Origin of the sequence: Psychrobacter sp. ANT_H3, from assembly GCF_027919975.1 — a bacterium.
GTDB lineage: Bacteria > Pseudomonadota > Gammaproteobacteria > Pseudomonadales > Moraxellaceae > Psychrobacter > Psychrobacter maritimus.
Genome location: NZ_JAQISM010000004.1, coordinates 76,578 through 100,519, shown reverse-complemented (window position 1 = coordinate 100,519; position 23,942 = coordinate 76,578). Strand labels below are relative to the sequence as shown.

Annotated in this window: 17 protein-coding genes and 2 pseudogenes; 11 read left to right on the top strand and 8 right to left on the bottom strand. The window is 44.9% G+C overall.

Going from position 1 to position 23,942, the window contains the following annotated elements; genetic code table 11:
• Window positions 1-2: 2 nt before the first annotated feature.
• The 3 genes and pseudogenes from PG901_RS03205 to coaBC form a co-directional block, all read right to left on the bottom strand.
• Window positions 3-785: a sulfite exporter TauE/SafE family protein gene (locus tag PG901_RS03205; RefSeq protein WP_201619219.1), complete on the bottom strand. Its 783-nt coding sequence runs from the start codon at window positions 783-785 to the stop codon at window positions 3-5.
• An 84-nt stretch (window positions 786-869) separates the two neighbouring features.
• Window positions 870-1,319 (bottom strand): annotated as a pseudogene (locus PG901_RS13640) (phosphopantothenoylcysteine decarboxylase domain-containing protein); the annotation flags it as partial.
• Window positions 1,320-1,439: 120 nt separating this feature from the next.
• Window positions 1,440-2,243, bottom strand: a pseudogene (coaBC, locus tag PG901_RS13635) (bifunctional phosphopantothenoylcysteine decarboxylase/phosphopantothenate--cysteine ligase CoaBC); the annotation flags it as partial.
• Between the two features lie 130 nt (window positions 2,244-2,373).
• Between coaBC and radC the strand changes: the two are divergent.
• The 3 genes from radC (at window position 2,374) to PG901_RS03185 (ending at window position 8,154) form a co-directional block, all read left to right on the top strand.
• The gene (gene radC / locus PG901_RS03195; protein ID WP_271133483.1) at window positions 2,374-3,057 is read left to right on the top strand and encodes a RadC family protein; all 684 of its coding nucleotides are present in this window, start codon (window positions 2,374-2,376) and stop codon (window positions 3,055-3,057) included.
• A gap of 356 nt (window positions 3,058-3,413) precedes the next feature.
• On the top strand, window positions 3,414-6,392 hold the full coding sequence (locus tag PG901_RS03190; protein ID WP_271133482.1) for an acyl-CoA dehydrogenase: 2,979 nt from the start codon (window positions 3,414-3,416) through the stop codon (window positions 6,390-6,392).
• A gap of 388 nt (window positions 6,393-6,780) precedes the next feature.
• Window positions 6,781-8,154, top strand: coding sequence for a dicarboxylate/amino acid:cation symporter (locus tag PG901_RS03185; RefSeq protein ID WP_271133481.1), 1,374 nt, complete (start codon window positions 6,781-6,783; stop codon window positions 8,152-8,154).
• A gap of 285 nt (window positions 8,155-8,439) precedes the next feature.
• Here PG901_RS03185 and PG901_RS03180 read toward each other — a convergent pair whose 3' ends face one another.
• On the bottom strand, window positions 8,440-9,195 hold the full coding sequence (locus PG901_RS03180; RefSeq protein ID WP_271133480.1) for a TSUP family transporter: 756 nt from the start codon (window positions 9,193-9,195) through the stop codon (window positions 8,440-8,442).
• Between the two features lie 498 nt (window positions 9,196-9,693).
• Here PG901_RS03180 and nhaA point away from each other — a divergent pair, with 498 nt between their 5' ends.
• Together nhaA and PG901_RS03170 are read left to right on the top strand one after the other, a co-directional pair.
• Window positions 9,694-10,896 (top strand): Na+/H+ antiporter NhaA, encoded by a 1,203-nt coding sequence (gene nhaA, locus PG901_RS03175; protein WP_201619224.1) that lies wholly within the window; start codon window positions 9,694-9,696, stop codon window positions 10,894-10,896.
• 88 nt (window positions 10,897-10,984) lie between these two features.
• On the top strand, window positions 10,985-12,373 hold the full coding sequence (locus PG901_RS03170; protein ID WP_271133479.1) for an oxygenase MpaB family protein: 1,389 nt from the start codon (window positions 10,985-10,987) through the stop codon (window positions 12,371-12,373).
• 259 nt (window positions 12,374-12,632) lie between these two features.
• Here PG901_RS03170 and PG901_RS03165 read toward each other — a convergent pair whose 3' ends face one another.
• Window positions 12,633-13,370, bottom strand: coding sequence for an NUDIX hydrolase (locus tag PG901_RS03165; protein ID WP_201565058.1), 738 nt, complete (start codon window positions 13,368-13,370; stop codon window positions 12,633-12,635).
• A 124-nt stretch (window positions 13,371-13,494) separates the two neighbouring features.
• Between PG901_RS03165 and PG901_RS03160 the strand changes: the two genes are divergently transcribed.
• The 3 genes from PG901_RS03160 (at window position 13,495) to PG901_RS03150 (ending at window position 16,450) form a co-directional block, all read left to right on the top strand.
• A complete protein-coding gene (locus tag PG901_RS03160) occupies window positions 13,495-14,010 on the top strand; it encodes an HPP family protein (protein ID WP_271133478.1) in 516 nt (171 codons plus the stop codon).
• Window positions 14,011-14,369: 359 nt separating this feature from the next.
• The gene (locus PG901_RS03155) at window positions 14,370-14,933 is read left to right on the top strand and encodes an NUDIX hydrolase (RefSeq protein WP_201565056.1); all 564 of its coding nucleotides are present in this window, start codon (window positions 14,370-14,372) and stop codon (window positions 14,931-14,933) included.
• A 194-nt stretch (window positions 14,934-15,127) separates the two neighbouring features.
• On the top strand, window positions 15,128-16,450 hold the full coding sequence (locus PG901_RS03150; RefSeq protein WP_271133477.1) for a serine hydrolase domain-containing protein: 1,323 nt from the start codon (window positions 15,128-15,130) through the stop codon (window positions 16,448-16,450).
• Between the two features lie 111 nt (window positions 16,451-16,561).
• On the opposite strand, the gene PG901_RS03145 is transcribed toward PG901_RS03150, so the two are convergent.
• Window positions 16,562-19,639 (bottom strand): insulinase family protein, encoded by a 3,078-nt coding sequence (locus PG901_RS03145; RefSeq protein ID WP_271133476.1) that lies wholly within the window; start codon window positions 19,637-19,639, stop codon window positions 16,562-16,564.
• A gap of 262 nt (window positions 19,640-19,901) precedes the next feature.
• On the opposite strand from PG901_RS03145, the gene PG901_RS03140 reads away from it, so the two are divergent.
• Together PG901_RS03140 and PG901_RS03135 are read left to right on the top strand one after the other, a co-directional pair.
• A complete protein-coding gene (locus PG901_RS03140; protein WP_271133475.1) occupies window positions 19,902-20,363 on the top strand; it encodes a universal stress protein in 462 nt (153 codons plus the stop codon).
• Between the two features lie 145 nt (window positions 20,364-20,508).
• Complete coding sequence (locus PG901_RS03135; protein WP_087813544.1) at window positions 20,509-20,970, top strand: universal stress protein; 462 nt, start codon at window positions 20,509-20,511, stop codon at window positions 20,968-20,970.
• 149 nt (window positions 20,971-21,119) lie between these two features.
• On the opposite strand, the gene PG901_RS03130 is transcribed toward PG901_RS03135, so the two are convergent.
• Entirely contained in the window at window positions 21,120-22,052 is a 933-nt protein-coding gene (locus PG901_RS03130; protein WP_271133474.1) for a LysR substrate-binding domain-containing protein, read from the bottom strand.
• Window positions 22,053-22,244: 192 nt separating this feature from the next.
• Between PG901_RS03130 and PG901_RS03125 the strand changes: the two genes are divergently transcribed.
• On the top strand, window positions 22,245-23,327 hold the full coding sequence (locus PG901_RS03125; RefSeq protein ID WP_271133473.1) for a YeiH family protein: 1,083 nt from the start codon (window positions 22,245-22,247) through the stop codon (window positions 23,325-23,327).
• A 215-nt stretch (window positions 23,328-23,542) separates the two neighbouring features.
• Here the strand turns inward: PG901_RS03125 and PG901_RS03120 are convergent, their stop codons facing one another.
• On the bottom strand, window positions 23,543-23,752 hold the full coding sequence (locus tag PG901_RS03120; protein WP_010201661.1) for a cold-shock protein: 210 nt from the start codon (window positions 23,750-23,752) through the stop codon (window positions 23,543-23,545).
• Between the last annotated feature and the right edge of the window lie 190 nt (window positions 23,753-23,942).

Below are 23,942 nucleotides of genomic sequence, written 5' to 3'. Positions count from 1 at the left end.
GTTTATAGCAACGCCGTTATCCCCTGCCAACCCACGCGAATGCCTAGCACGATGAGAATCAGTAAAATAAGCTGGCGAAAGCGTGCTTGTGGCAAGTAGCGGCGCAAGCGAATACCAACTAACAGCGCGGCGATAGATAGAACACTTAGTAGAGTAATCAGCTGCCACTCACCGTGACTGAGCGCCATGATAGGCTCACGCAAGACAATAATCTGGGCAATTTTACCCAAGAAATAGCACATGTTGCCAACTTTGGCGATGGTATGCTTATCGTCACTTGCGGACAGTAAATACATCATTAATATGGTCGACATGGCATTGGTCGCACCGCCAATAATCCCAGCACTCAGACCAACGATAATCAGCACAGGCTTGGTATTGGGCAGACGAATTTGCTTACCGAGCAAGCTACTGACGACATAAAAGCCAATAACCGCTGCCAATACCAATAAGATATAAGCGCTATCGACCCACAGCAACAATTTTGCACCAAGCATACTACCGAGCAGGCTGGTGAGTGCTAATAGCCAATAGCGCCTACCGTAATAAATGAAATTTTGCCAAATAGTACGCCCGCCACCCGCTAGCCAAGTCATGGCATTAAGTAATAATGAGGGAAAAATCACTAGAACGATAGCATGGGGTAACGGATAGATACTGGCAAGCGCGGTGGTGGTTACTAACGTCACACCCAGTCCGCTAATACCATGCAGCAATGATGCCAGCGCAAAGATTGCTATCAGTAATAACGTCTGGGTGCTATCGTTATCCATCATATTCGTCATAGAAACTTACGACCTAATAGCGATATCGACGACAGATATCGACGACAGTAGAAACAGCATAACGAGGCGGTTTCTTATGATTGGTTATGATTGATGACGTTGCCAAATTGTTTCGCCAATAATAGTAGCCAACTGCTTGGCTATCTCATCTTTGCTCGCTTTCTCAAGTACTACGCTATCGTGCTCATAACGCTCTGAGAAAAATACTTGCATAGCATTATCATCACTGGCAAAACCAATATCTGCGCGTGAGACGTCATTACAAGCGATTAAATCTAAATCTTTAGATACTAGCTTGCCACGCGCATAGTGCTCGACATCTTGCGTTTCTGCTGCAAAACCAACGACAAACAGCTCAGGATGGGCAAGCGAAATCGTCGCTAGGATATCAGGGTTTTTAACCAAGCTTAGCGTCATGGCATCTTGGGTTTTTTTGATTTTTTGCGGTGCCGCTTCTTCAGTACGATAATCAGCGACCGCCGCAGTGGCGATAAAGATATCAGCAACTTTTACGCTGTCATTGGTGATAATCTCAGCATGTTCATGTTGATGCGCTTCACCGCAATCACAATCGCCATGCTGATGAGCATGGTCGTGGCTGTGTTCATGAGAATGATCGTGATCTTCTTCAGGCAGATACTGTAGCGCAATATGCGTACCATCGACACATTGCTGCGCTGCTACAAGCATGTTTTTAGCTGACAGGACGTCAATGCGCGTGACATTGAGCGGTGTTGGCAGCGCAACTTTGCCACCAGTAATCAAAATAACCTCTGCACCAGCGGCCACACAAGCACGGGCTAAGGCAAAGCCCATTTTCCCTGAAGAATGATTGGACAAATAACGCACCGGATCGATGGCTTCTACCGTCGGACCTGCAGTAATCACCACGCGTTTACCTGCCAATAACTGCGGCGTGGTTTGCATGGCATTAAACAGTAGCACTTCGGCTAATAACTCTTCAGGCTCAGGCAAGCGCCCTGCTCCGACATCACCGCACGCCTGCTCGCCGCTGGCTGGTTGGATAATTTGATAATTCATATCGCGCAGAGTCTGCACATTTAGATTCACTGCTGGATGCGCCCACATTTGCTGGTTCATCGCTGGCGCAATAATGACCGGCGCTGTCGTTGCAAGGCAGACAGTGGTCAATAAATCATCTGCCATACCCATCGCAAGCCGTGCCAAAGTATTGGCTGAGGCAGGTGCAATGACAATTAAATCGGCCCATTTAGCAAGCTCGATATGACCCATCCCCGCTTCTGCTTGCTCATCAAGTAATGAGATATGTACCTCATTGCCCGTCAAAGCTTGCAAGGTAAGAGGCGTGATAAACGCTTGTGCGCCTGTGGTCATAATGACGCGCACATCAAAGCCCGCCTTGATAAGTAGACGGGCAAACATAGCAGATTTATAAGCGGCGATACCGCCGGTGATAGCAAGCACAATATTTGACATAAGCATGGCATCAATAAAAAAATGAAAGATAAAAATTGCGCTTATAGTAACAATTATGCGATAAGTTAGGGGAAGTTTTGTAGATTTATCTCCGTTATCTGACACCTATCCCCATTATGAAGGAGTGACAATGGCAATTAAAGATTGGCATGAAGATGATAGACCGCGTGAAAAACTGCTGAAATTTGGTGCGGCTCATTTATCTGATGCTGAGATATTAGCGATATTTTTGCGCACAGGCACCCAGTCGCAATCGGCCATTGAGCTTGCCCGCCATTTAATAGACCAGTTTGGTAGCTTAGCTGAGCTGTTGGCCGCGCCGCAAGAGACGGTACTTGCTTGTCACGGTATTGGTCCTGCAAAATACGCCCAGATACTGGCATCGCTTGAGATGGGCACGCGCTATTTGGACAGTCAGCTTAAGACAGGTCACGCCCTTGGACGCTCGCAAATGGTCAAAGACTATATCAGCACCCAGCTGCGCGGTGAGCACCGTGAGGTCTTTGCTGTGCTGTGTCTGGATAATGCGTTAAACTTAATCAATTTTGAGATACTGTTTATCGGCGGTATCTCTTCTTGCTCGGTCTGTATCAAACACGTTTTGCGTCATGCGTTAAGCCACGCTGCCAGTCAGCTTATCGTCGCTCATAACCACCCGCATACCAATGCGACCCCTTCAACGGCCGACAACTTATTAACCTACGAGCTAAAAAAGGCTTGTGACTTAATAGATTTGTCATTGGTTGACCATATCATTGTCGGACGTAATGACACCTTATCTTATGCCGAGAGCTGCTTGCCCCCTTTTGGCTAAAGATCGATAACAGCTGGTTATATAAACAAAGCTTGATACATATTATCGACACAGCGTAGCATTTTGGCTCTTGATAGTTATAAACAACTGTTTCATATTGGTAGTTAACTTTATTTTTGCTGTGGCAGTTATCGGTAAGCCTACTATTGATAGATTTATTTAGTAGTAGGTTTACCCTTATTAATTTTAAAAACTGCTAGAAAAGAAGTACAAAACAGGCATTTATTTTGTCATATACATTAACTTATCGCATAAAAAATCTGATGGAAAAACAAAATAACAATTAGAATTATTCCATCAGTTTTTATTCATTTAAATTTTACGCTTGTGCATTCAGCGTTATAAAGGAGACAGTCATGGCCATCGGCTTATTTATTTTGGCAGTAATCATTCAGTTAGCCATGGTCTTGGCCATCTTTTTATTATCTTTATCCCGTGTCACCGGTAGTATCGTCGCCCTCGTGACCGTCCTCGTCACCGCCTTTATCAGTCCATGGTCGCTCATCTTAGGCATACCGTTAGCGCTATTATGCTTAGTATTGCTAATCGCCCCGCTGCGCCAATCATTGATTACTAAGCCTGTTTATAAAGCCTTGGGCGGTGCGATGCCAAGCATGAGCGACACTGAACGTGAAGCCCTCGATGCCGGTACCAGCTGGTGGGAAAAAGAGCTGTTTATGGGCGCGCCCGATTGGGATACCTTTGCCAAGTATCCCTATCCTGAATTATCAGAAGAAGAGCAAAGCTTTATTGATAATGAAGTAGAAGTGCTGTGTGCCATGCTTGATGAATGGCAAATCCATCATGAAGATAAAGAGCTGTCACCAGAGGCGTGGCGCTTTATTAAAGCCAATGGCTTTTTGGGTTTAATCATTCCGAAAGAATATGGCGGATTAGAATTTAGCTCGTATGCTCAAAGTCGGGTGATGAGTAAAATCGCTTCGCGCTCACCGACCGCTGCCGTTACTTGCATGGTGCCGAACTCGCTCGGCCCCGGTGAGCTTTTGATGCACTATGGCACCGATGAACAAAAACAACGCTGGCTACCAGGTTTAGCCAAAGGCGAAGAAGTTCCTTGCTTTGGTTTGACGGGTCCTGAAGCGGGCTCCGATGCAGGCGCGATTCCTGATACGGGTGTGGTTTGCTATGGCATGCATGAAGGCGAGCAAGTGCTCGGCCTGCGTATGAACTTCTCTAAGCGCTGGATTACTCTAGCGCCTATTGCCACCGTCGTTGGTTTGGCCTTTAAGATGCATGACCCAGAAGGTTTGCTTGGCGACCCTGAAAAGACCGATTACGGCATTACCTGTGCGCTCGTTCCTGCTAGCCATAAAGGGGTTGTTACCGGTCCGCGTCATAATCCAATCGGCTCGCCATTTATGAATGGTACAGTCGATGGTAAAGACGTCTTTATCCCGCTAGATTATATTATCGGCGGCGTTGAAAATGCCGGTCGCGGTTGGCGTATGCTGATGGAATGCTTGGGCGTTGGGCGCGGTATCTCCTTGCCAGCGCTATCGACCTCTGCCAGTGAAGTCACCTATTTGACCGTTGGCGCATTTGCAAAGGTTCGCGAGCAATTTAAAATCTCCGTTGGTAAATTTGAAGGAGTGCAAGATGCCACCAGTCGCATGGCCAGTAACACTTATATGCTCGAGGCCTTTCGTCACTTGGTCACCTGTGGCTTGAACCAAGGTGGTACGCCATCGGTGATGACGGCAATGGCAAAATACTATGCCACCGAAACCATGCGTGCGGTAGTCAATGATGGCATGGACGTGGTTGGCGGTCGCGCCGTACAGATGGGACCGCGTAACTTTTTAGCGATTCCTTATCAAGCCATTCCCGTCTCTATCACCGTTGAAGGGGCGAATATCTTAACGCGCTCATTGATGATTTTTGGTCAAGGGGCGATGCGTTGTCATCCTTATCTATTTGATGAGCTGCAATTATTGCAAAGTGATGATAAAGAAGGTGCGCTCAAGCAGTTTGATAATTTATTCTTTAAACATTTAGGCTATACCTTTAATCGCGGTGCCAAAGCCTTTGTCGCAGGCTATGTCGGTGGCAGCAATCATGCGCCAAGCTTTGCCGATGGCTTTACCCGTCCTTATTATAAAGACATCAACCGTTTAAGCGCAGGCTTTGCCCTAACCGCCGATATGTCTTTAGGCTTATTAGCAGGCGATTTAAAACGTAAAGAGATGCTCTCTGGGCGCTTAGCCGATATCCATTCGCATCTATTCATCTGTACAGCGATTTTACAATTTTATGAATATGGCTCTAAATCTAAAGCCGAACGTTTACATGCAGAAGTGGCCCTAAAAAACAGCCTTTATACCATTCAAGAAGCGTTCTTGTCTTTATTTGCCAACTTCCCAAATCGTATGGCGGCAAGCTTAGTCAGCTTTGTCACTTTCCCAAGTGGGCGTATCTTTGCGCCGGTCAGCGATGAGCTAAAACGCCAATTGGGCGATACCTTTATGGATGATTTTGAAGCCAATCCATTCCGCGATTATCTTAAAACCATGGTGTATTACAATACTGAGCCTGATGATGTCACCGGACGCATGGAGCACGCTTATCAAACGCTGCTTGACGTTGAACCTTTATGGCAGAAATTTAAAAAGGCTGAGCATAAAGACAACTTTGAAGGTCTTACCTTTGAAGATCATGTGGTCTATGCCAGCCAAAATGGTGACATTACCGAAGAAGAGGCTGAAGTCCTTATTCAATATAATGCCATCCGCTATGATTCGTTATTGACCGATGTGTTCGATAAGCATTTATCTAAAGCGCAAGAACGCACCAATCCGCACAGTTTAGAGAATGCAGTTTATAAGCTAACGGATTATGCGCAATTGAAAAACGATGCCCAAATAAGAAACGGCATCGCGACTGAGAATACTGCGCAAACAGCTGAGCCAATAACTGATAACCTTGAGCCTGCAGCGGATAATAAACAAGAAGCAACCGGTGATGCCAACCCTGACCATGGTTATGAAAGCGATGGTGATGTCAAAATGGTCAGTGAGCAAGACACTATAAAAGAAGTTCAGGCACAAACCGATTTTGCAGAGTCAAACCCTGAAGCACAAGCGCTCGACCCGCGTCACCGTGATGCAGAAACGCACCTAAGCGAGCGCATGGGTCATAATCACCGTTTGAATCGAGCGGCTGATACTCATGCTGATAATGTAGATGGCTTAGACAGCTCAAATGGCCTTGAGAATTCAGAAAGCTTGCAAGCAAAAACAGACCGCTTAGACAAATCGTCTAGCGCTAATAACAAATGGCAAGACGGTTTACGTCGCGACGAAAACGATAAGGTCTAAATAGCTAAAAACCAGCACTTTTCTAAAACTTGTTTTTCAACTTAAGCGAGATTATCCAACATGGATAGTCTCGCTTTTTTTGACTGCACCATAACTATTACACCCAAATCTACGCCAGAAATCTTTATGTTATTCTATTTAATCTAAAAATTTTTGCCGCTACATAAATCCTGACCACAGCAAGGCGACAATGTCACGTTATTAAAGTCATAAAAATTTCTTGCAGTATCCCCAACAATTCTTTTATATTGTCTCCAAAATCTGACTTAAATGACAGATAACACACTTATAGACGTAATAAACATAGTAATAAGCACGATTTTGCCGCTTATACGGCCTGATATATCGTGTTTATTGCTGTGCATTACGACAACCAAGGACAGTAGTTATGTGGAAAAATATGGGGCTGACTGGCAAGATTATTGTTGCCATGGTGCTGGGTATCATACTGGGTTTATTTATAAACTATTCAGGATTGAATGCCGAAGGTAGCTTTGTTAATACCTATATCACCAATGGGTTTTTTGCCATTATCGGCAAGTTATTTGTTAACTCGCTAAAAATGCTGGTTGTGCCTTTGGTGCTAATCTCGCTTATCTGCGGGGTTTGTGGTATCGGTGACATCCGCTTGCTTGGTCGTATCGGCACCAAAACCTTTTTAATCTATATGATGACAACGGCACTGGCGATTGCGACTGCCATCGGACTTGGCGTACTCTTTGGTATCGGTAAAGGCATGGATATCAAAACGGATGCGGCGTTTGAAGCGCAATCCGCACCGCCATTGCTTGATGTGTTCTCCAATATTATCCCATCAAACCCCATCAGTGCGATGGCAAATGGCGATATGTTATCGATTATTTTCTTTGCTATCCTAATCGGTATCAGTATCTTGATGGTTGGTAAGCCTGCTAAAGGCTTGGTGCAAAGCTTGGAGCTTATCAATGAAGTCATCTTAAAGATGGTGACCATCATTATGAACCTCGCCCCTTATGGTGTGTTTGCGCTGTTAGCAAAAGCTATGTCTGAGCTTGGTTTAGACCTTATTTGGTCGCTGCTTGGTTATGTTGCGGTATTGGTTGGCTCGCTTGCCTTCCATTTCTTTGTGACCATGATGATTGTCCTGAAGCTGGCTTCAGGCTTATCGGTGAGAACCTTTTTAACAAAAATGCGCGAAGTACAGATTTTTGCGTTTAGTACCTCAAGCTCAAACGCGACGATTCCAATTACCTTGCGTACCGTTACCAAACGTATGGGCGTCAACAACTCTGTCGCCTCGTTTACCGTGCCATTTGGTGCTACCATCAATATGGATGGTACGGCTATCATGCAAGGGACGGCGACCATTTTTATTGCCAATATCTATGGTATAGATTTGGGCATCACCGAATATCTGACCGTTATTTTAATGTCGGTGCTTGCCTCTGTGGGTACGGCGGGCGTTCCTGGTGTTGGTCTCATCATGCTCTCGATGGTATTTGCGCAAGTGGGCTTACCAATCGAAGGCATTGGTCTTATCTTAGGGGTTGACCGTATCCTTGATATGTTGCGTACCGCCGTCAACGTCAGTGGCGATGCCGCTGTGACCGCTATCGTAGCAAAGTCAGAAGGCAAGATGGATTTGGCAATTTATAACGACCCTGATGCCGGTGCAAAAGACGTATTCGATGGTCATATCGATGAAAACAGCGAGCGCGAATTCTCTGAAGTCTTTAGCGATGGCATTATGGGCAGTGAATACGACGATGTTAAGCGTGATTAAATGAAACGTGGCAGCTTTAATATAAAATAGCCAATGATAAAAGTTTAGAAATAAAAAACCTCAGCCAATTGTAAACTGAGGTTTTTTTCTGTCTTGAATAAGGTTTTTGAAATTAATATATAGACAAAATAACTTAAAACGGGGACGTTACTGCTGGCATAAATTTTTCGAAGCCTCTGGAATGCGAAGCACACCGCAAGCGAAAAATAACATTCCAGCAGTAGATGACTATAAACAAAGCGCTTTTAATTGACACAGACTATCCCAGCCTCAACATAGCTAACCTTAACCAAACACATATTTCGTCAGCATCGCCATACAAACCAAAACAATCATCGGACGAATCAGTTTACTACCGCCTTTGACAACCATATGCGAGCCAAAATAAGCACCTATCGTCTGCCCTACCATCATTGCCAGTCCCACTTTCCACAACACATTACCGCCTATAATAAAGAAAATGAGCGAGCCAATATTGGTGGACAAATTCAGCACCTTTGCCGCCCCCGTTGCTTCAATAATTTGACGACCACGCAACGCCACATTTCCTAAGGCAAAAAACATTCCCGTACCCGGTCCGATATAACCATCATAAAAACCTATCAAGGGTGCCACTACTTTTTGCCACCTGCTTTCTGAGATGCGCGGCGCGGCCTCTACTTCACCCAGCCTTGGGGCAAATAAGGTATAAATACCAATCGCCGCAATCAAAAACGGAATCAGCTTTTCTAATAAATCAGGTGGCGACAACTGCACGGCAATCGTACCAAGAACAGAACCGATAAAAGCCGCGATAATCGCCGTTTTTATATTCTTCGGTTTGACGACACCTTTTCTAATCATCGTAATGGACGCCGCGAGCGCGCCTGATGCTGCTTGTAACTTATTCGTCCCCAAGGTTAGTACGGGTGGAATATTGGCAAGCAGCATGGCTGGAATGGTCAATAAACCACCGCCGCCAGCGATAGCATCGATAAAGCCAGCCAGCGCGGCCACGACCGTCAGCATTAAAATAATCTCGATAGAGAGCGATATGTCCATGACATCGACCTTGAAAATTTATGACATAAAAAAAGTAAGCCTGAAAAAATCAGGCTCAGAATACGTTGGTTGATAAAGTAGCGGCTATTTTTTTAATCGATACCACTCTTTCATCAGTACCAAACTGGATATGAGGATTTGCTTAACGGCGCTCATTATAAAGATAAAAATGTAAAAAAAGCCAAAAACCTAACAAAGTCTGTTAGATTTGTCATATCGACTGTCTTATCGATATATCCTTTGATAATCGTTGAGTCTTCAAGGAAGAAGCATAAAACCGTTAACGTATTTAATTGTTTATATGAATAAAATTGTGAGAAACTAGAGACACCTATTTGTTATATCAATCTATATCACTATTATCTATGTCATTATTAATGGTGGTTTATCGTTTAACTATGCTGAGTAGTCCTGAGCTGAACTAAGCAAACCAAATAACAATAGGTACTTGAAGTTCTTGAATGATTTAGCACGTTTTATTTAGTTAATGAGGATAATATGGCAATACAAAGAATCAAAGCATTTTTCAACCTCGAGGCGTCAGGCGGCATTGTCTTAGCGCTGGCAGCCATCGCGGCAATGATTATTGCCAATACCCCTCTGAACACTTGGTATGAATCCTTTATTCATGCCCCCGTTGTCATTCAAATCGGCAGCTTTGCGATTGCAAAAGACGCCCACCATTGGATCAACGATGGTCTGATGGCAGTGTTCTTTTTCTTAGTCGGTCTTGAGCTCAAACGTGAAGTACTCATCGGCGAGCTCTCGAACGTCAAACAAATTATCTTACCAGCTGGCGCGGCATTGGGCGGCATGATTATGCCTGCTATCGTCTACTTGCTTTTTAACTATAATGAGCCTGAGTTTTGGAAAGGTTGGGCAATTCCGGCGGCGACCGATATTGCGTTTGCCCTTGGCATTTTAAGCCTACTTGGCAATCGGGTGCCAAACTCACTCAAAGTCTTTTTGGTATCCATCGCTATTTTTGATGATATTGGCGCTATTTTAATCATCGCTTTATTTTATACCAGCGACCTATCACTTGGTTCATTGGCTATCGCCGCTTTGTGTTTGCCGTTCTTATATCTACTCAATCGCCGTAACGTCACCAGCATTACCCCTTACATATTAATCGGGGTGATTATGTGGATTGCCGTGCTCAAATCTGGCATTCACGCGACCTTAGCTGGGGTGGTACTCGCGTTATTCATTCCGTTATTTGACCGTACTGACCCTGAACATTCCCCGCTTGAAGAGCTTGAGCACGACTTACAAAACACCGTATCTTACGGGATTCTGCCATTATTTGCCTTTGCTAACTCAGGTATATCGCTCAAGGGCGCAGGCTTTGCAGAGCTATTTCATTCCGTGCCATTGGGTATTGCTGCCGGACTGTTTATTGGTAAGCAAGTAGGCGTGATGCTTATGTGCTGGTTAATTTTCAAACTGGGTATTTCTACCATGCCAAAAGGCATGAACTTTAAGCAAATCTACGGCGCAGCGTTACTTTGCGGCGTTGGCTTTACCATGAGTTTATTTATCGGCGGCCTTGCTTTTGGTGGCGCGACACCATTATTTGATGAGCGCTTAGGTATCATTATGGGTTCAATCGTTTCTGGTATTGCCGGTTATCTGATGCTAAAAGCCACTTTAAAAGACGATGTTAATAATACCTCAGTAGATTTAACCCATCACTCATAATGACTGATTGAGTAACTTTATAATGAAGTTGCTCAAAGCGTTTAATGTTGGTTAATAAAAAGCAGTTGCTAAAGAATGGCTTATAAAAATGGATTCCATCGATATTACTAAAAAAATCGCTAAAACAATTGCTGCCAGTGGTCGGGGAAATGCTAATTCCAATCAAGCGCATGATTCTTATCAGCGTCATGGGCGCACGACAGCGATTGACGACCATAGTGACCTGCAAGTCTTAAAGCGCATCAAGCGCTATTTATTGCCAAAAGACTTTGTTATCTCGCAAGGTTTATTAGAGGAAATGGTTGCGGGTTATGATATCGGTGATCCCGTCGCAGATGCATTAGCGGCTGATGGTATTCGTTTTGCAAAGCCCTTACAGCAATTTATTATCAGCGGCAGTAACAGTGGCAGTAACTTCGACGCCAACCTTACAAATAACCCTGCATTTAACGCCTTAACCGAGCAGTTTAGCAGCCATCCTACTTGGTTCGACCCCAAGCTTGCACAAATCGGCGCGGTTGCCTATCGCCGTTATCCACTGATGCTGATTTGGTTATTACGTAACGTCGCGCTAATGGCAGGCTATAGTATTCCTGCTCTCTCCCTGCCGCTCATTCAAACAGGCGCATTGATGCACGATGCTCTACCGCGTTTGATGCGTACTTATGCGTATATCTTAGCCGTCTCTGAGCATCCTCTATTACACAGGTCGCATACGAGCGCAGGCAATCAGCGTCAGCCTATCGAGCAGGTATTGGCGATTGGCTCAGAAGGTTGGCGGCAGTCTATCAAGGTGCGACAGATTCATACCCTAGTGCGGCAAAATCTGCTTAAAGGTAAAGGCAATGCAGCTAAAGGCGTCATACCCAACGCCGACCAGCACCATAATCCAGATGGCAGTTGGAATAGCGCCTATTGGGGTATTCCTATCAATCAAACCGATATGATTGCTACCCATTTGCAATTTTCACTGTTGATTATGCGTGGGTTACGGCTGCTTGGCGCCCGTATCAGTACTGAGGAAGCCGAAGGTATACTGCATTTATGGAATCTTGCCAGCTATTGGATGGGCGTTGACTTGCAGCGCTTGCCTAAAGATGAAGCTGCTTGTTGGGAATGGCTCTATACCTATTTATCGATTCAGCAGCTTGATTTTAAAATGGGCCAGCCGCTAGCAAAAGCGCTGCACGATTTGCCGCGGCAGCTGATGGGTGAGGACAATCGCCGTGGACGTTTCGTTGAGATGGTCAATGCCAGTGTCACCCGTACCTTGGTCGGCGATGATATCGGCGATGGACTGGATTTACCAAAATCAAAGATACGCTTTGGTGTCTTGTCCTCCGTGCCGATTCTTTTTGCGCTCGATACAGCACGTCAGCACAATCAAACGGTGGCGGAAAAATTAGAAGCCTTTCGCGCCAAACGCCAAGACAATATGAATTGGTGGCTGAAGAAAAATGACGATTATTATAAATAAAGGATGATAAATGCAGAGGCAATTTAAGGAGAAAAGCGCTCGATATTAAATAAAACCAATAACAAATGATATTCATTAAATTTAAGAACCATAACTACAAAGCATATGTCGAATATTATTAGTAGTAAATAGAATATGCTAAGCCATTATCAACGGCGTCTACAATAACTATAATAAATCCGCAAAAGACGCGCTTGGTTTCACCAGAGAATGGTGCTGCTGTAGATCATTCAGTCCATAACCTCAGCCACTTTACGGGTTAATTACGCGTATTTTGGATGCGGTAATACCACTCAAGCTGCCGATCAAAGCCCGTCTCTAACAAGCTGGCAATGACGCGTCCTGTCAGACCCCAAACCGTTTCACCATCAACCTGCCAGCTGGGCGTGAGAATGGTCGCGGTCTGATCTTGCATCGTATACTCTACCGCATATTCTACGGTAGGCTGAGTCAGCAAGGTCTCAAAATCTGCCCAAAAAATGCGGGAAATTTCACCAAGCTCAGGCACTAACAATAAATCCGGTGCAATCAGCGCCACAATAGGACGGACACTCATACCGCTTTTAGAAGTTTGAATCGGTAATTGACCCAGTAGCTGCACTTTATTGGGCGGTAAGGCGGTCTCTTCACAGGCTTCACGCAAAGCGGTGACGACATTATTACCATCGCCGGCGTCATGTTTTCCGCCTACGCAAGAGACTTCGCCGGCGTGACTGTTCATATGCGCGGCGCGGCGCGTCAGTAGCAGTTTGGGATGGCGTTCATGGGTGATGGCAACCAATACCGAGGCATCGGCAATGGGTGTCTGATATAAGCTATCTAAAATGCGAGCGCTACGAGAAGTGTTAGAGCCGTCGTACAGCGCCGGACTGGTGACCGCATTTAAGGTTTCATGCTGCACCCGTTCCGCCAACTTTCGAATGGTCGGATAGCGAATAAAGTCTGGCACAGCGACTGAAAACTCATCAAAACGTAGCGACTGCGGGGGGAGTAACATTATTATTGCCCTATATTTTTATCAGTATGAAGCATCAATGCAATTAACTATAAATAGCAATTAAATATCAATATTGACTACTCAAGTATCAATGTCAAAAACCAAATGTTTTTAGGATACGCTCGTGGATAAGATTTTTTCATTAAATAAAATGCAGGGCAAGACTGATGATTGCCCGCAAAGATTGCCATTAATCATCATCGCCATAGCTTGGGTTGGCGGTACGTTTGCCACTGCCATACTGGCGCTACTGGGCAATTGGCAAAATGTCGCGATGATTTTGGGCTCATTTGGTGCCAGCTGTTTGCTTATTTTCGCTTATCCCGAGAGCCCTTTTGCACAGCCTAGAAACATCGTTGGCGGTCATCTTATCACCACTTTCACGGGCTTATCATTTTTGACCTTATTTGGTATCGAATGGTGGAGCTTGTCGCTTGCAGTTGGTACGGCGATTGCGCTGATGCTATTGCTGCGTGTTCCGCATCCGCCCGCTGGCTCCAATCCATTAATCGTTATGCTTGGCGGCGTCAAATGGCATTTTTTACTTACCCCTACTCTGGTCGGTGCGCTCGCCTTGGTGGTGGTTGCCCTCATTTATAACAATATCGGGCGCGGCCGCCATTACCCACGTTATTGGTAAAGCCATCCTTCAAGATAAAGCTATCTTTTAATAGTTAACGTCAGTCTAGCCTAGCGCAATCTGACTAAAGCTGCATATACTTTATGTGACTGGACTGGATTAGGCGGCGTTGTCTGTTGCGCTTAACAATGCATTTATTAATCAGGGCAGCTTTAACGGCAAGCAGTTGCGCAAACCTGTAGGGTTTTTATTATCACTGCCAGTGCGATGAGAATTTGTGTTATCTTAGGCTTAATGGCTATTATCAAATAAAAATTGATAAGCTAAAGTCATACTATTTTATAAAACAAGAATTATAATTCTTAAAATACCGAAAACCTTTTTCTCATTTCTCCTTTTCATTATATAAGGCAGTTGATATGCGCTATTGTCTACAATGCGGTCATGAAGCAGAACGCAAAATACCAGCCACCGATAATATCCCGCGCTTGGTATGCCCAAATTGCAATTATATTCATTATGAAAACCCAAAAGTCATTTGTGGCTCATTGGTCGTACATAAACACCGTGTACTGCTATGTCGCCGCGCGATTGAGCCACAATATGGCTTATGGACACTGCCCGCAGGTTTTATGGAAAATGGCGAAACCATGGCAGAAGGCGCGGCGCGAGAAAGCTTTGAAGAGGCAGAAGCGGTCGTCACCAATCCGCATTTATATTGCCTCTATGATATTCCTGATATCGGGCAAATCTATAGTATTTATATCACCGAGTTAAAAGACGGCGCTTACGGTATTGGCTCTGAAAGTCTCGACTGCGCTTTGTTCACCGAAGAAGATATTCCATGGGATAAACTTGCCTTTGAAGCCGTACGCCGCACTTTAAAAAGCTATTTTGCCGACCGTCAGCAATACGATAACCATGAAGATTTCCCCATTCATCAAGATATGATTGGCAAAGACCAAGCGATTAAGCGCTATTAACCACAAGCTTATAAAAGCGCACTTTAATAAAGCACTTTATTAACAACCTGCAGACTAAATAGTAGCAAAGCGGCTTTACAAAAATGCTTGGTAAAGACCATTGATAAGAATTATGCTAAGTTTTGAATATAGCGACTTATCAATGGTTTTTTATTGCCTAAAATTAATCGTTTAAGCTTATTTGCGAGGATACCATGCTGACTTTATTGCAACGCGCTTTGCCCCTGCTCCCCTTAACCATTGCCATGACTCTTATCAGCATGCCAAGCCATGCCGACGATGCACGCTTAACGGCCAAACAATCAGACCCGCAAACCCTTGGCTGGATGCAAGGTTTCCCGCCGCCCCAAGATAAGCTTATTGCGCAGCCCTCCTCTAATTTCTTTAGTTTCCCAAAACTGCGTTGGACGGTCTGTCATATCCGTGAGTTGATGCCCACCACTGACGTCAGTCGCGGTATCGGCGCACCCTCCAAGCTCAACTACGAGCTAGATAAAAACATTGATGCCATCACCTTTACGCCCACTAATAGTAAGCGCCCGATGACGTGGAAGCAGTCACTGGATGCCAATTACACTGACGGTATTATGGTCATGCACCATGGCAAGGTAGTGTACGAGCGTCAAAACGGTTGCCTCAATAAGCTTGGCAATCATGCAGCGATGTCGATGACCAAATCCATGACTGGGCTGCTAGCAGAAATTCTTGTCACCGAAGGTAAGCTTGACGATAAGGCATTAGTCGCATCTATCATTCCAGAACTTAAAAACAGTGGCTTTGGTGATGCAACCGTACGCCAAGTGATGGATATGACCACCGCCCTTGATTATAGCGAAGACTATGCTGACCCTAATGCCGATATCTGGCAGTATTCAGAAGCAGCAAGCCCACTACCGAAACCAAAAGGTTATAGCGGGCCTAATGGTTATTTTGAGTACCTGCAAACGGTTAAGAAAAAGGGTCAACATGGGGCAGAATTTAACTATCGCACCATTAATAGTGATGCGCTTGGCTGGATTATCTCGCGTACCACTGGCAAAGCGGTGAATGAATTACTCTCAGAACGCATTTGGCAAAAAATCGGTGCTGAACAAAGTGCTTATATGACTGTCGATGCTAAAGGTACGCCATTCGCTGGCGGCGGTATCAGCGCAGGCTTGCATGACATGGCACGCATTGGTAGCTTGATGCTCAATAAAGGCGAAATTAATGGCGAACGTTTATTCCCAGCGGCGGTCGTTGATAATATCGAAGCCGGCGGTGATAAAAATGCTTTTGCAAAAGCGGGCTATAAACAGCTAACCAACGGCAGCTACAAAAGCATGTGGTGGTTATTTAATAATCCCACGCCTATCTATGCGGCACGCGGCGTCCACGGTCAAACCATTTATGTTGATCCCGCAGCCGATATGCTTATCGTGCGTTTTGCGTCATACCCAGATGCCAGTAATAGCAAAATTGACCCAACCTCACTACCCGCTTATAAAGCGCTGGCAAATTATTTAATTAAAAAGTAAGCCTTTAAGAAATAGCGCTTTAAAAGACTCACCCAAAATAAAACCGCCGCTTTCATTTTTAGTGAAAGCGGCGGTTTTTTATAGCAATTAAGTCAATAGACTTTAAGTGAACTAGCTTTTAATTTTACACACTTTAAAGCCAAGCCCTTGTACCGCTGCTTCTTTATCATAAGGTGCTAATACCGCACGTACATGCTTTTGCCCTTGCAGGTATTGCTTAGCAACACGTTGCAAGTCATCGACCGTCACAGCCAATATTGCCGCACGCATTTTACGTTGCCAGTCGACACCGCGATGATGCAGATTGGCAAAGCAGGCTTTGACCGCTTCACCTGCTGGAGAGCCTGGTTTATCCATACCTGAGATAATACCTAAGATGGCTTCTTCTAACTGCTCATCGGTTTGTGGCTCATTTAATAGCCATTCGATACTGGCATCAAAATGTGCAAAGGTCTCAGCACACTGCGGATCGCGGTAGCTAAAGAACTTAAAGGCGCAAGCATTGGCATCGTAACCTGCACCGCCACCATAAGCACCGCCGCGCTCACGGATGGCACTATGCAGATAGCCATTACGCAGATAAGGCGCTAATACCATCAAGGCAGCGGTATCAGGATGGTCGGCTGCTGGCACGGTATATGCGCTAGCATTATGATAGACGTTGGTCGGAACTAGCCACGCCAAATCTTCAACATCGAGCGCCACACCACTTTCTAGTGCTTTGACCGCGTCTGTCTCGCCATTTAACGCCGCATCAAGTTGCAACTCGGCAAACTCGCTTGGGATATTGTCTTCAATACCCGCATCAGATTTTGTGATTTTTTCAGCAATTTTTGGCGCTTGGCTGTCTTTCCAGCTATCAACGATTAAGTTGCTCAAGCGTTCGGTTTGCTCGGCTTCACAGATAATAACGGCATGCTTAGGCAAGCTGATTAACCGTTGATGTAAATCCATCAGACTGGTTGCCAATTTATCCCACTGCGCATCATCAGTACTGGCATGGGTTAAGAAGTCTTTTAACGCGTTTAGTGCTGGCAGACCGCTGCGCACATATTCTAACTGTGCTTGGCGACTCATGCCGCGACTGGCGGTTTGCATCGCATAAGAATGCCCTGAACCGGCAAGGTTTGATTGCCAACCTGCTTGACGCTGCTGCAAGATTTCTTTGATACGGTCATGCTCACTAAAGACACTGTGCTCCATGACTTCTTTGAGCAAGTCAATCGCTTCAGGTTTACGATTTAGCGCGCGCGTTGCTACGACAAAGTAGCTGCTAATCGCTTGGCTGTCATCGATATTGGTGCGCTGACTGATACGCGCCGTCACCCCTGATGAATGCGCCGCTTGCTTAGCTTGCATCTCATGAGCGCTTAACGAATCAGTACCAAGCTCAGACAATAAGCTTAAGTAAATAGGCAACAATGGATGATTGATTACCTCATTAACGGGTAGCTCGCTGGTGTCCTGATTACCAATCGCATCGGTCAACGGCACAATTACTTGATAGTAATACAAGCCATTGGTACCCGCTTCATATTCAAATAAGGTGCTCTCTTGCCCGCTTAAATTTACTTGTTTTTGCGTGCCTTGCTTAAAGCTGATATCCGTTGGGACATCTTCTAAGCCAACTTTTGGCAATAGGCTTAAATCATCAGGTGCTGCTTGGCGCGCTGCCAAATCAAGCGCTTGCTGTTTTAAGATAGCTTTATCATCAGCGCTCAAATCCATCGCAATCGTATCAAGACGGGTCTGCTCAGCTGCTGCCAAACGGGCAGTTTTTTCGCTATCAGGTGTTAAAGTGACGCGGACACGATGCTGATTATCAAGTAAATGAGTTTTGATTAAATTTGGTAACCACTGCGCATCTTTTACTTGTTCACGTAGCCACTGCAAATGCTCATCAACTTCCCAGACATCGATAGGGTTGCCATCATGAATCGCCGTACTAAAGCCTTCTAGCATGAGATTCAAACCATACGGCATGCTATCACCACCGATATGGCGCTGATCTATCTCAATTTGATGCAAAATGGTTTCAATGGTTTCATCATCAATCGGTTTGCTCGCGACCTCTTTAAGCAAATCAATAATACCCTGCTCTACAGCCTCAGCATGCTCAGGGTTTGAACCGCGCAGACCGGTATAAAAGACCATTTCATAATGACTGTCGTCGAGTCCCAATAGCGGACTTGGCGCTTTACCAAGTGGATGGCTGTCCAAATACGCACGCAGCGGCGAACCAGCATGCTCAACCAATACCCCTTCTAATAGACGTAACGCCAAACGCTGTTTTGGATCAGTAATTGATGGTAATAACCACGCCACCACGTGATGCGTTTGGTCAGGACCGGCTTCATCAGCAGTATAAGTATCAACCGCGCTAATCGGTGCAGACAGGCGTTTTTCAGGACGCGAGACGTGTTTTTTGCCTGCTTCAAATTGAATCAAGGCATCTTCATGGATTTTCGCCTGCGTCTCAGCGACCGGAATATTACCAAAGCTCATAATCACACTGTTTGATGGGTGATAATGGCTTTGATGAAATTCAACCAGCTCATGATGGGTCAAATCAGGAATATCAGCAGGATCGCCGCCCGAATTATAATGATAGGTCGTCGTTGGGAACAAGTGATGGGCGACCGTATGATATAACTGGTCAATCTCGCCGCTCATCGCGCCTTTCATCTCATTAAAAACGATACCTTTAAACTGCGGCTTATCATTTTCGTCTAACTCGACGCGAATACCTTCTTGGGCAAAATCAAGCGGATGAATATTAGGGAAAAATGACGCATCAAGATAAACGGCAAGTAAGTTAAAGTAGTCGTTTTTATTTTGCGTGGCATACGGATAGGCTGTCCAATCGGCAGCGGTCATCGCATTCATAAAAGTGTTTAATGAGCGTTTAATCATTGAGAAAAATGGGTCACGTACAGGGAATTTCTCAGAGCCACATAAAGCCACGTGCTCTAGAATATGCGCCTCACCTTTTGAATCCATTGGCTGAGTGCGAAAGCCGACCAAAAAGGCATTTTCATCGCTCGGATGTGCCAAATGGTAATGCATGGCCCCAGTCTTAACATGCTGACTGATCAGCACATCCATCGATAGCGCCTCAATGTGGCGATGCTCAATCAGCTCAAACGCTGGATGTAGCGTTAAATCCGCAGTAAATGGCGTGTCAGTCATAGTTATCCTTATCAATGATAATGTATATCGTGCCCTGATTTTCAGGGCTCATAAAATGGTGTCTATAGCGCTAATAGATGGGGCTTACCTATGGATAAGTCAAGCTAGCCATATGGTAATAACGGCTCACTGGGTAAGATTTATCAATGAATATTTTAAAAGTAGTATTAATGCAATATCCATAATCAAATAATGGTTTTAACCCTTAACAAAGGTAGCCAGCACTGCTACTATAAAGTTAACTATTATTTAGGAGCCCCTGATGAGCTACCAACATATTTTACTGGTCACCGACTTATTGTCCGATGCTGACGAGGTTGCCCTAAAAGCCAAACGTATCCTTGCAGGCTCGCCTGAGGCTAGATTATCTGTCTTACATATTGTTGAAGATGATATGGTGCGCTTCGGCTTTGAGCTGGTGCCTGCGTCTAGTTTGTCAGGTGATTTCGATGGCGAACATTGGCAAGAAGCACGCACTAAATTGACGCAATTCTTAGAACGCAATGAGCTAAACGCGGTCAACTCCGAGGTCACTGCTGCTATCTCTAACAGTAAAGGCATCGTCAATTATTGCCGCGAAAAAGAAGTCGATTTACTGATTATCGGTCGCCATGAGCGCCGCGGTATCGCTGCTTGGTTAGTCAAGGCAACCGCCGACAGTATCTTGCCAAACGTACCTTGCGACAGTCTCGTGGTAAAACTCGATCAGCCTGTACCAAAATAACGAGATAAGCAAGCAAGGCACTAAAAAAGCTACTGTTAAGCGTAACAAATATCCCTATAAGATATAGACAAAGGTAGCTTAGCAGCACTTAACAGCGCTCGGTAGGAGTGCTATAGTAAATACTATCTGACACGAGGAAGACGCTATGAGTTACGAACATATTTTATTGGTCACCGACCTAATGTCCGATGCTGATGTGGTCGCCCAAAAGGCCAAACGCATCGTTGAGAATCGTCCTAACGCCAAGCTATCGGTGCTTCATATCGTTAAAGATACTATGGTTGGCTTCGGCTATGAGCTGGTGCCTGCCTCAAGCTTATATGATGAAATTGACGATGAACGCTGCCAAGAAGCGCGCGCCAAACTGGCACAGTTTTTGGACCGTAACGATTTACATGCGGTAAATTCTGAAGTGACCACCGCCATCTCTAACAGTGAAGGTATCGTCAACTATTGCCATAAGCATGATGTTGATTTATTGGTCATCGGTCGTCATGAACGTCATGGTATCGCCGCTTGGCTCAGTGGCGCGACGGCAGATAACATCTTGCCCAATGTCCCTTGCGACAGCTTAGTGGTGAGACTGGATAAACCGGTTAATAAATAAGTTTAAGAATACACTTAACGTAATTCCCAAGTTATTTAAAACTATTAAAAAACCTCATTAACAAAAGCGCATTGTATGACATTGCGCTTTTTTATTATTCATTAAAACAGTAAATATTCTCACTAGAATCTCTACATTTACCATTAAAATCAATCTTCTATCAAAATATCAATAAAGCTTTGCCAAATAGGGCTTTGATGGCGGGCTTTGTGCCAAACTAGCCACCACGTACGTGATAAGTCTATACCCGCTACTTTTACCTGCACCAATTTTCCTGCTGCCAGCTCCCCCTCAATGACATGCTGCGATAAACAACCAAGCCCAATATCGGCGCTGACCATATGTTTAATGGCCTCCGACTGCTGAATCGCCATCACAATCTCGGCATGCGGCAGATATTGCAATAATTGCTCATCGATAATTTGCCGCGTACCCGAGCCTGCCTCTCGTACCAATAGCGGGAGTATTGCCAATTGTTCTGCACTCATCTCATAACATTTTCCTTTCTCGTTATACTTCATGTCTGTCAGCCACTTACTATGACGCTTAGCAAAGACCATCAAGGTATCGGTCCGCCAAGCGCGCTGCTCAATCACCTTCATATCTGTCGGGCGCGGCATGCCTTCGACCAAAGCAATATCAATGTTTAATTGCTCAACCTCGCCGACTACCTCTTGGGTATTGGCAATATACATATCGATATGAGCATCCGGTAGCGCTGCATATAGCTTGGCAAGCAGCGGCGGCAGCACATAATTGCCGATAGTGGTACTGGCACCAATATGAATCTGCCCCGCTTGGTGCTTATGATAATGCTCTAGCGTTAAAGCCTGCCCCAAGATGGCTTGCGCCTGTATATAAATAGGATGGGCGTTTGGATGCTGATTGAGCCTGCGCCCGACGCGCTCAAATAGCGGCATCTGCAACCTTGACTCCAGCTCAGTGAGCGCGCTGCTGACCGCCGACTGCGACAAATGCAACTCTTCACTGGCTCGGCTGGTGCTGCCAGTTTGATAAATACTGACAAACACCGATAGCTGCTTAAGGGTAATCTTCGGCAGCATCTGTATGGGTTTTTTCATAATGGCTCTGACATCCTATGCTGCCTATAAATTTCCAAAAGCCTAAACTCTAAGAATCGTTTCTTAACCTAAAAAATCGATAGTTTATATCTTATTAATCTGTTTTTATTATAAATCGACATGACTTATACTGTCTATTCATAAGCTTATGCTTATTTCGATTATAGATGATAAATAATAGGTGCGTACGACATGAACGCTTTAGCACAAAACATGCATAACTACTTTCCGCATAACCGCCATATTTTGGGGCTGATTGTCGTGCTGATTGGTAGCTTGTTTTGCTTGTGGCTGAATATGAGCTTAGATACGTGGTCGGACGGGCGTATTATTGGGCTGTCATCGTTAACCCTAGCAATCTTGCTTGGGATGATATTGGGTAATACGCTATATCCAAATTTTTCTGAACAACTTAGCGATGGCGTTAACTTTGCCAAAGGTCAAATATTACGCCTTGCTATTATTTTTTATGGCTTTAAGCTGACTTTAACCCAAGTTGCTAGTGTCGGTATGCCAGCGGTAATGACGGATGCGCTGGTATTAACCTCAACGTTTTTACTCACCTATTGGCTTGGCACCAGATGGCTCAAAGTCGATAAGCAGACGACGTTATTAATTGGTGCTGGCGCCAGTATCTGCGGCGCAGCAGCGGTGATTGCCGCAGAGCCGGTCGTCAAAGCTGAAGCCCATAAAGTCACTATTGCTGTCGCCACCGTGGTGGTCTTTGGTACGATTGCCATGCTGCTCTATCCGTTTTTATATCAGCTTGGCTGGCTGCAACCGTGGCTAAACGCCCAGCAATACGGCATTTATACGGGTTCAACCATTCATGAAGTCGCGCAAGTGGTGGTCGCTGGTAATGCTGTTAGTACCGAGGTTGGGAATACGGCAGTCGTCACTAAAATGATACGGGTGATGATGCTCGCGCCTTTTTTACTGATTTTATCGTTTGCTTTAACCACAGGTAGTAGCAAAAATGGCGAAAAACTGTCATTGATGAAGCGTGTACAACAAGTCAAAGTGCCATGGTTTGCCTTTGTCTTTATTTTGGTAGTGTTATTACATACTTGGGTGCCAATGGCGGCAAGCTTTGAGCGTAGCATGGTCATGCTCGATGATGTGTTGCTTACCATGGCAATGTTTGCGCTGGGCTTAACCACGCACCTAAGCGCCATTAAACAAGCGGGGGTTAAACCGCTTATCTTAGGCGCAATGATGTTTGCTTGGCTTATCATTGGCGGCGGACTGATTAATATCGGCATTGCTGCACTCTAAGACAGTTACTGACTACACACCAAACTCTTAACACCAAACCAAAAATACCTACGACTATCACTATAATCGTAGGCATTTTTACTTTAAAAGCTTTGCTTAGCGCCCTATTATTAAGGCATTTATCATAAGCGATAAACATAAACAACAGACGAAAAAAAAACGAACCCGAAGGTTCGTTTTTTATTCATCTTGCTCTAGTTGTCTATAAAGACAAATTAGATAGCAACGATGTTATGAGCTTGTGGACCTTTTTGACCTTGAGTTACAGTGAACTCAACTTCTTGGCCTTCAGCTAAAGTTTTGAAGCCTGAACCAGTGATTTCGCTGTAATGAGCAAAAACGTCTGCGCCAGTTTCTGGAGCGATAAAACCAAAGCCTTTAGCTTCGTTGAACCACTTAACTGTACCTTTTTGAGTATCTGACATATTGATAATCCTACTTTTTAATTTATTAATGGTCTAGTGACCGGTAACGCTTGCAAATAGCTACTGAACGATAAATATTAAAACGAAGGATTATAACTAATACTACGAGGTAATGATTTGGTGCAGAACTGCTCTTAAGCTTGGTCGTATTATAGGGAGGTTAGTTCAGTATCGCAAGCCTTATCTCACC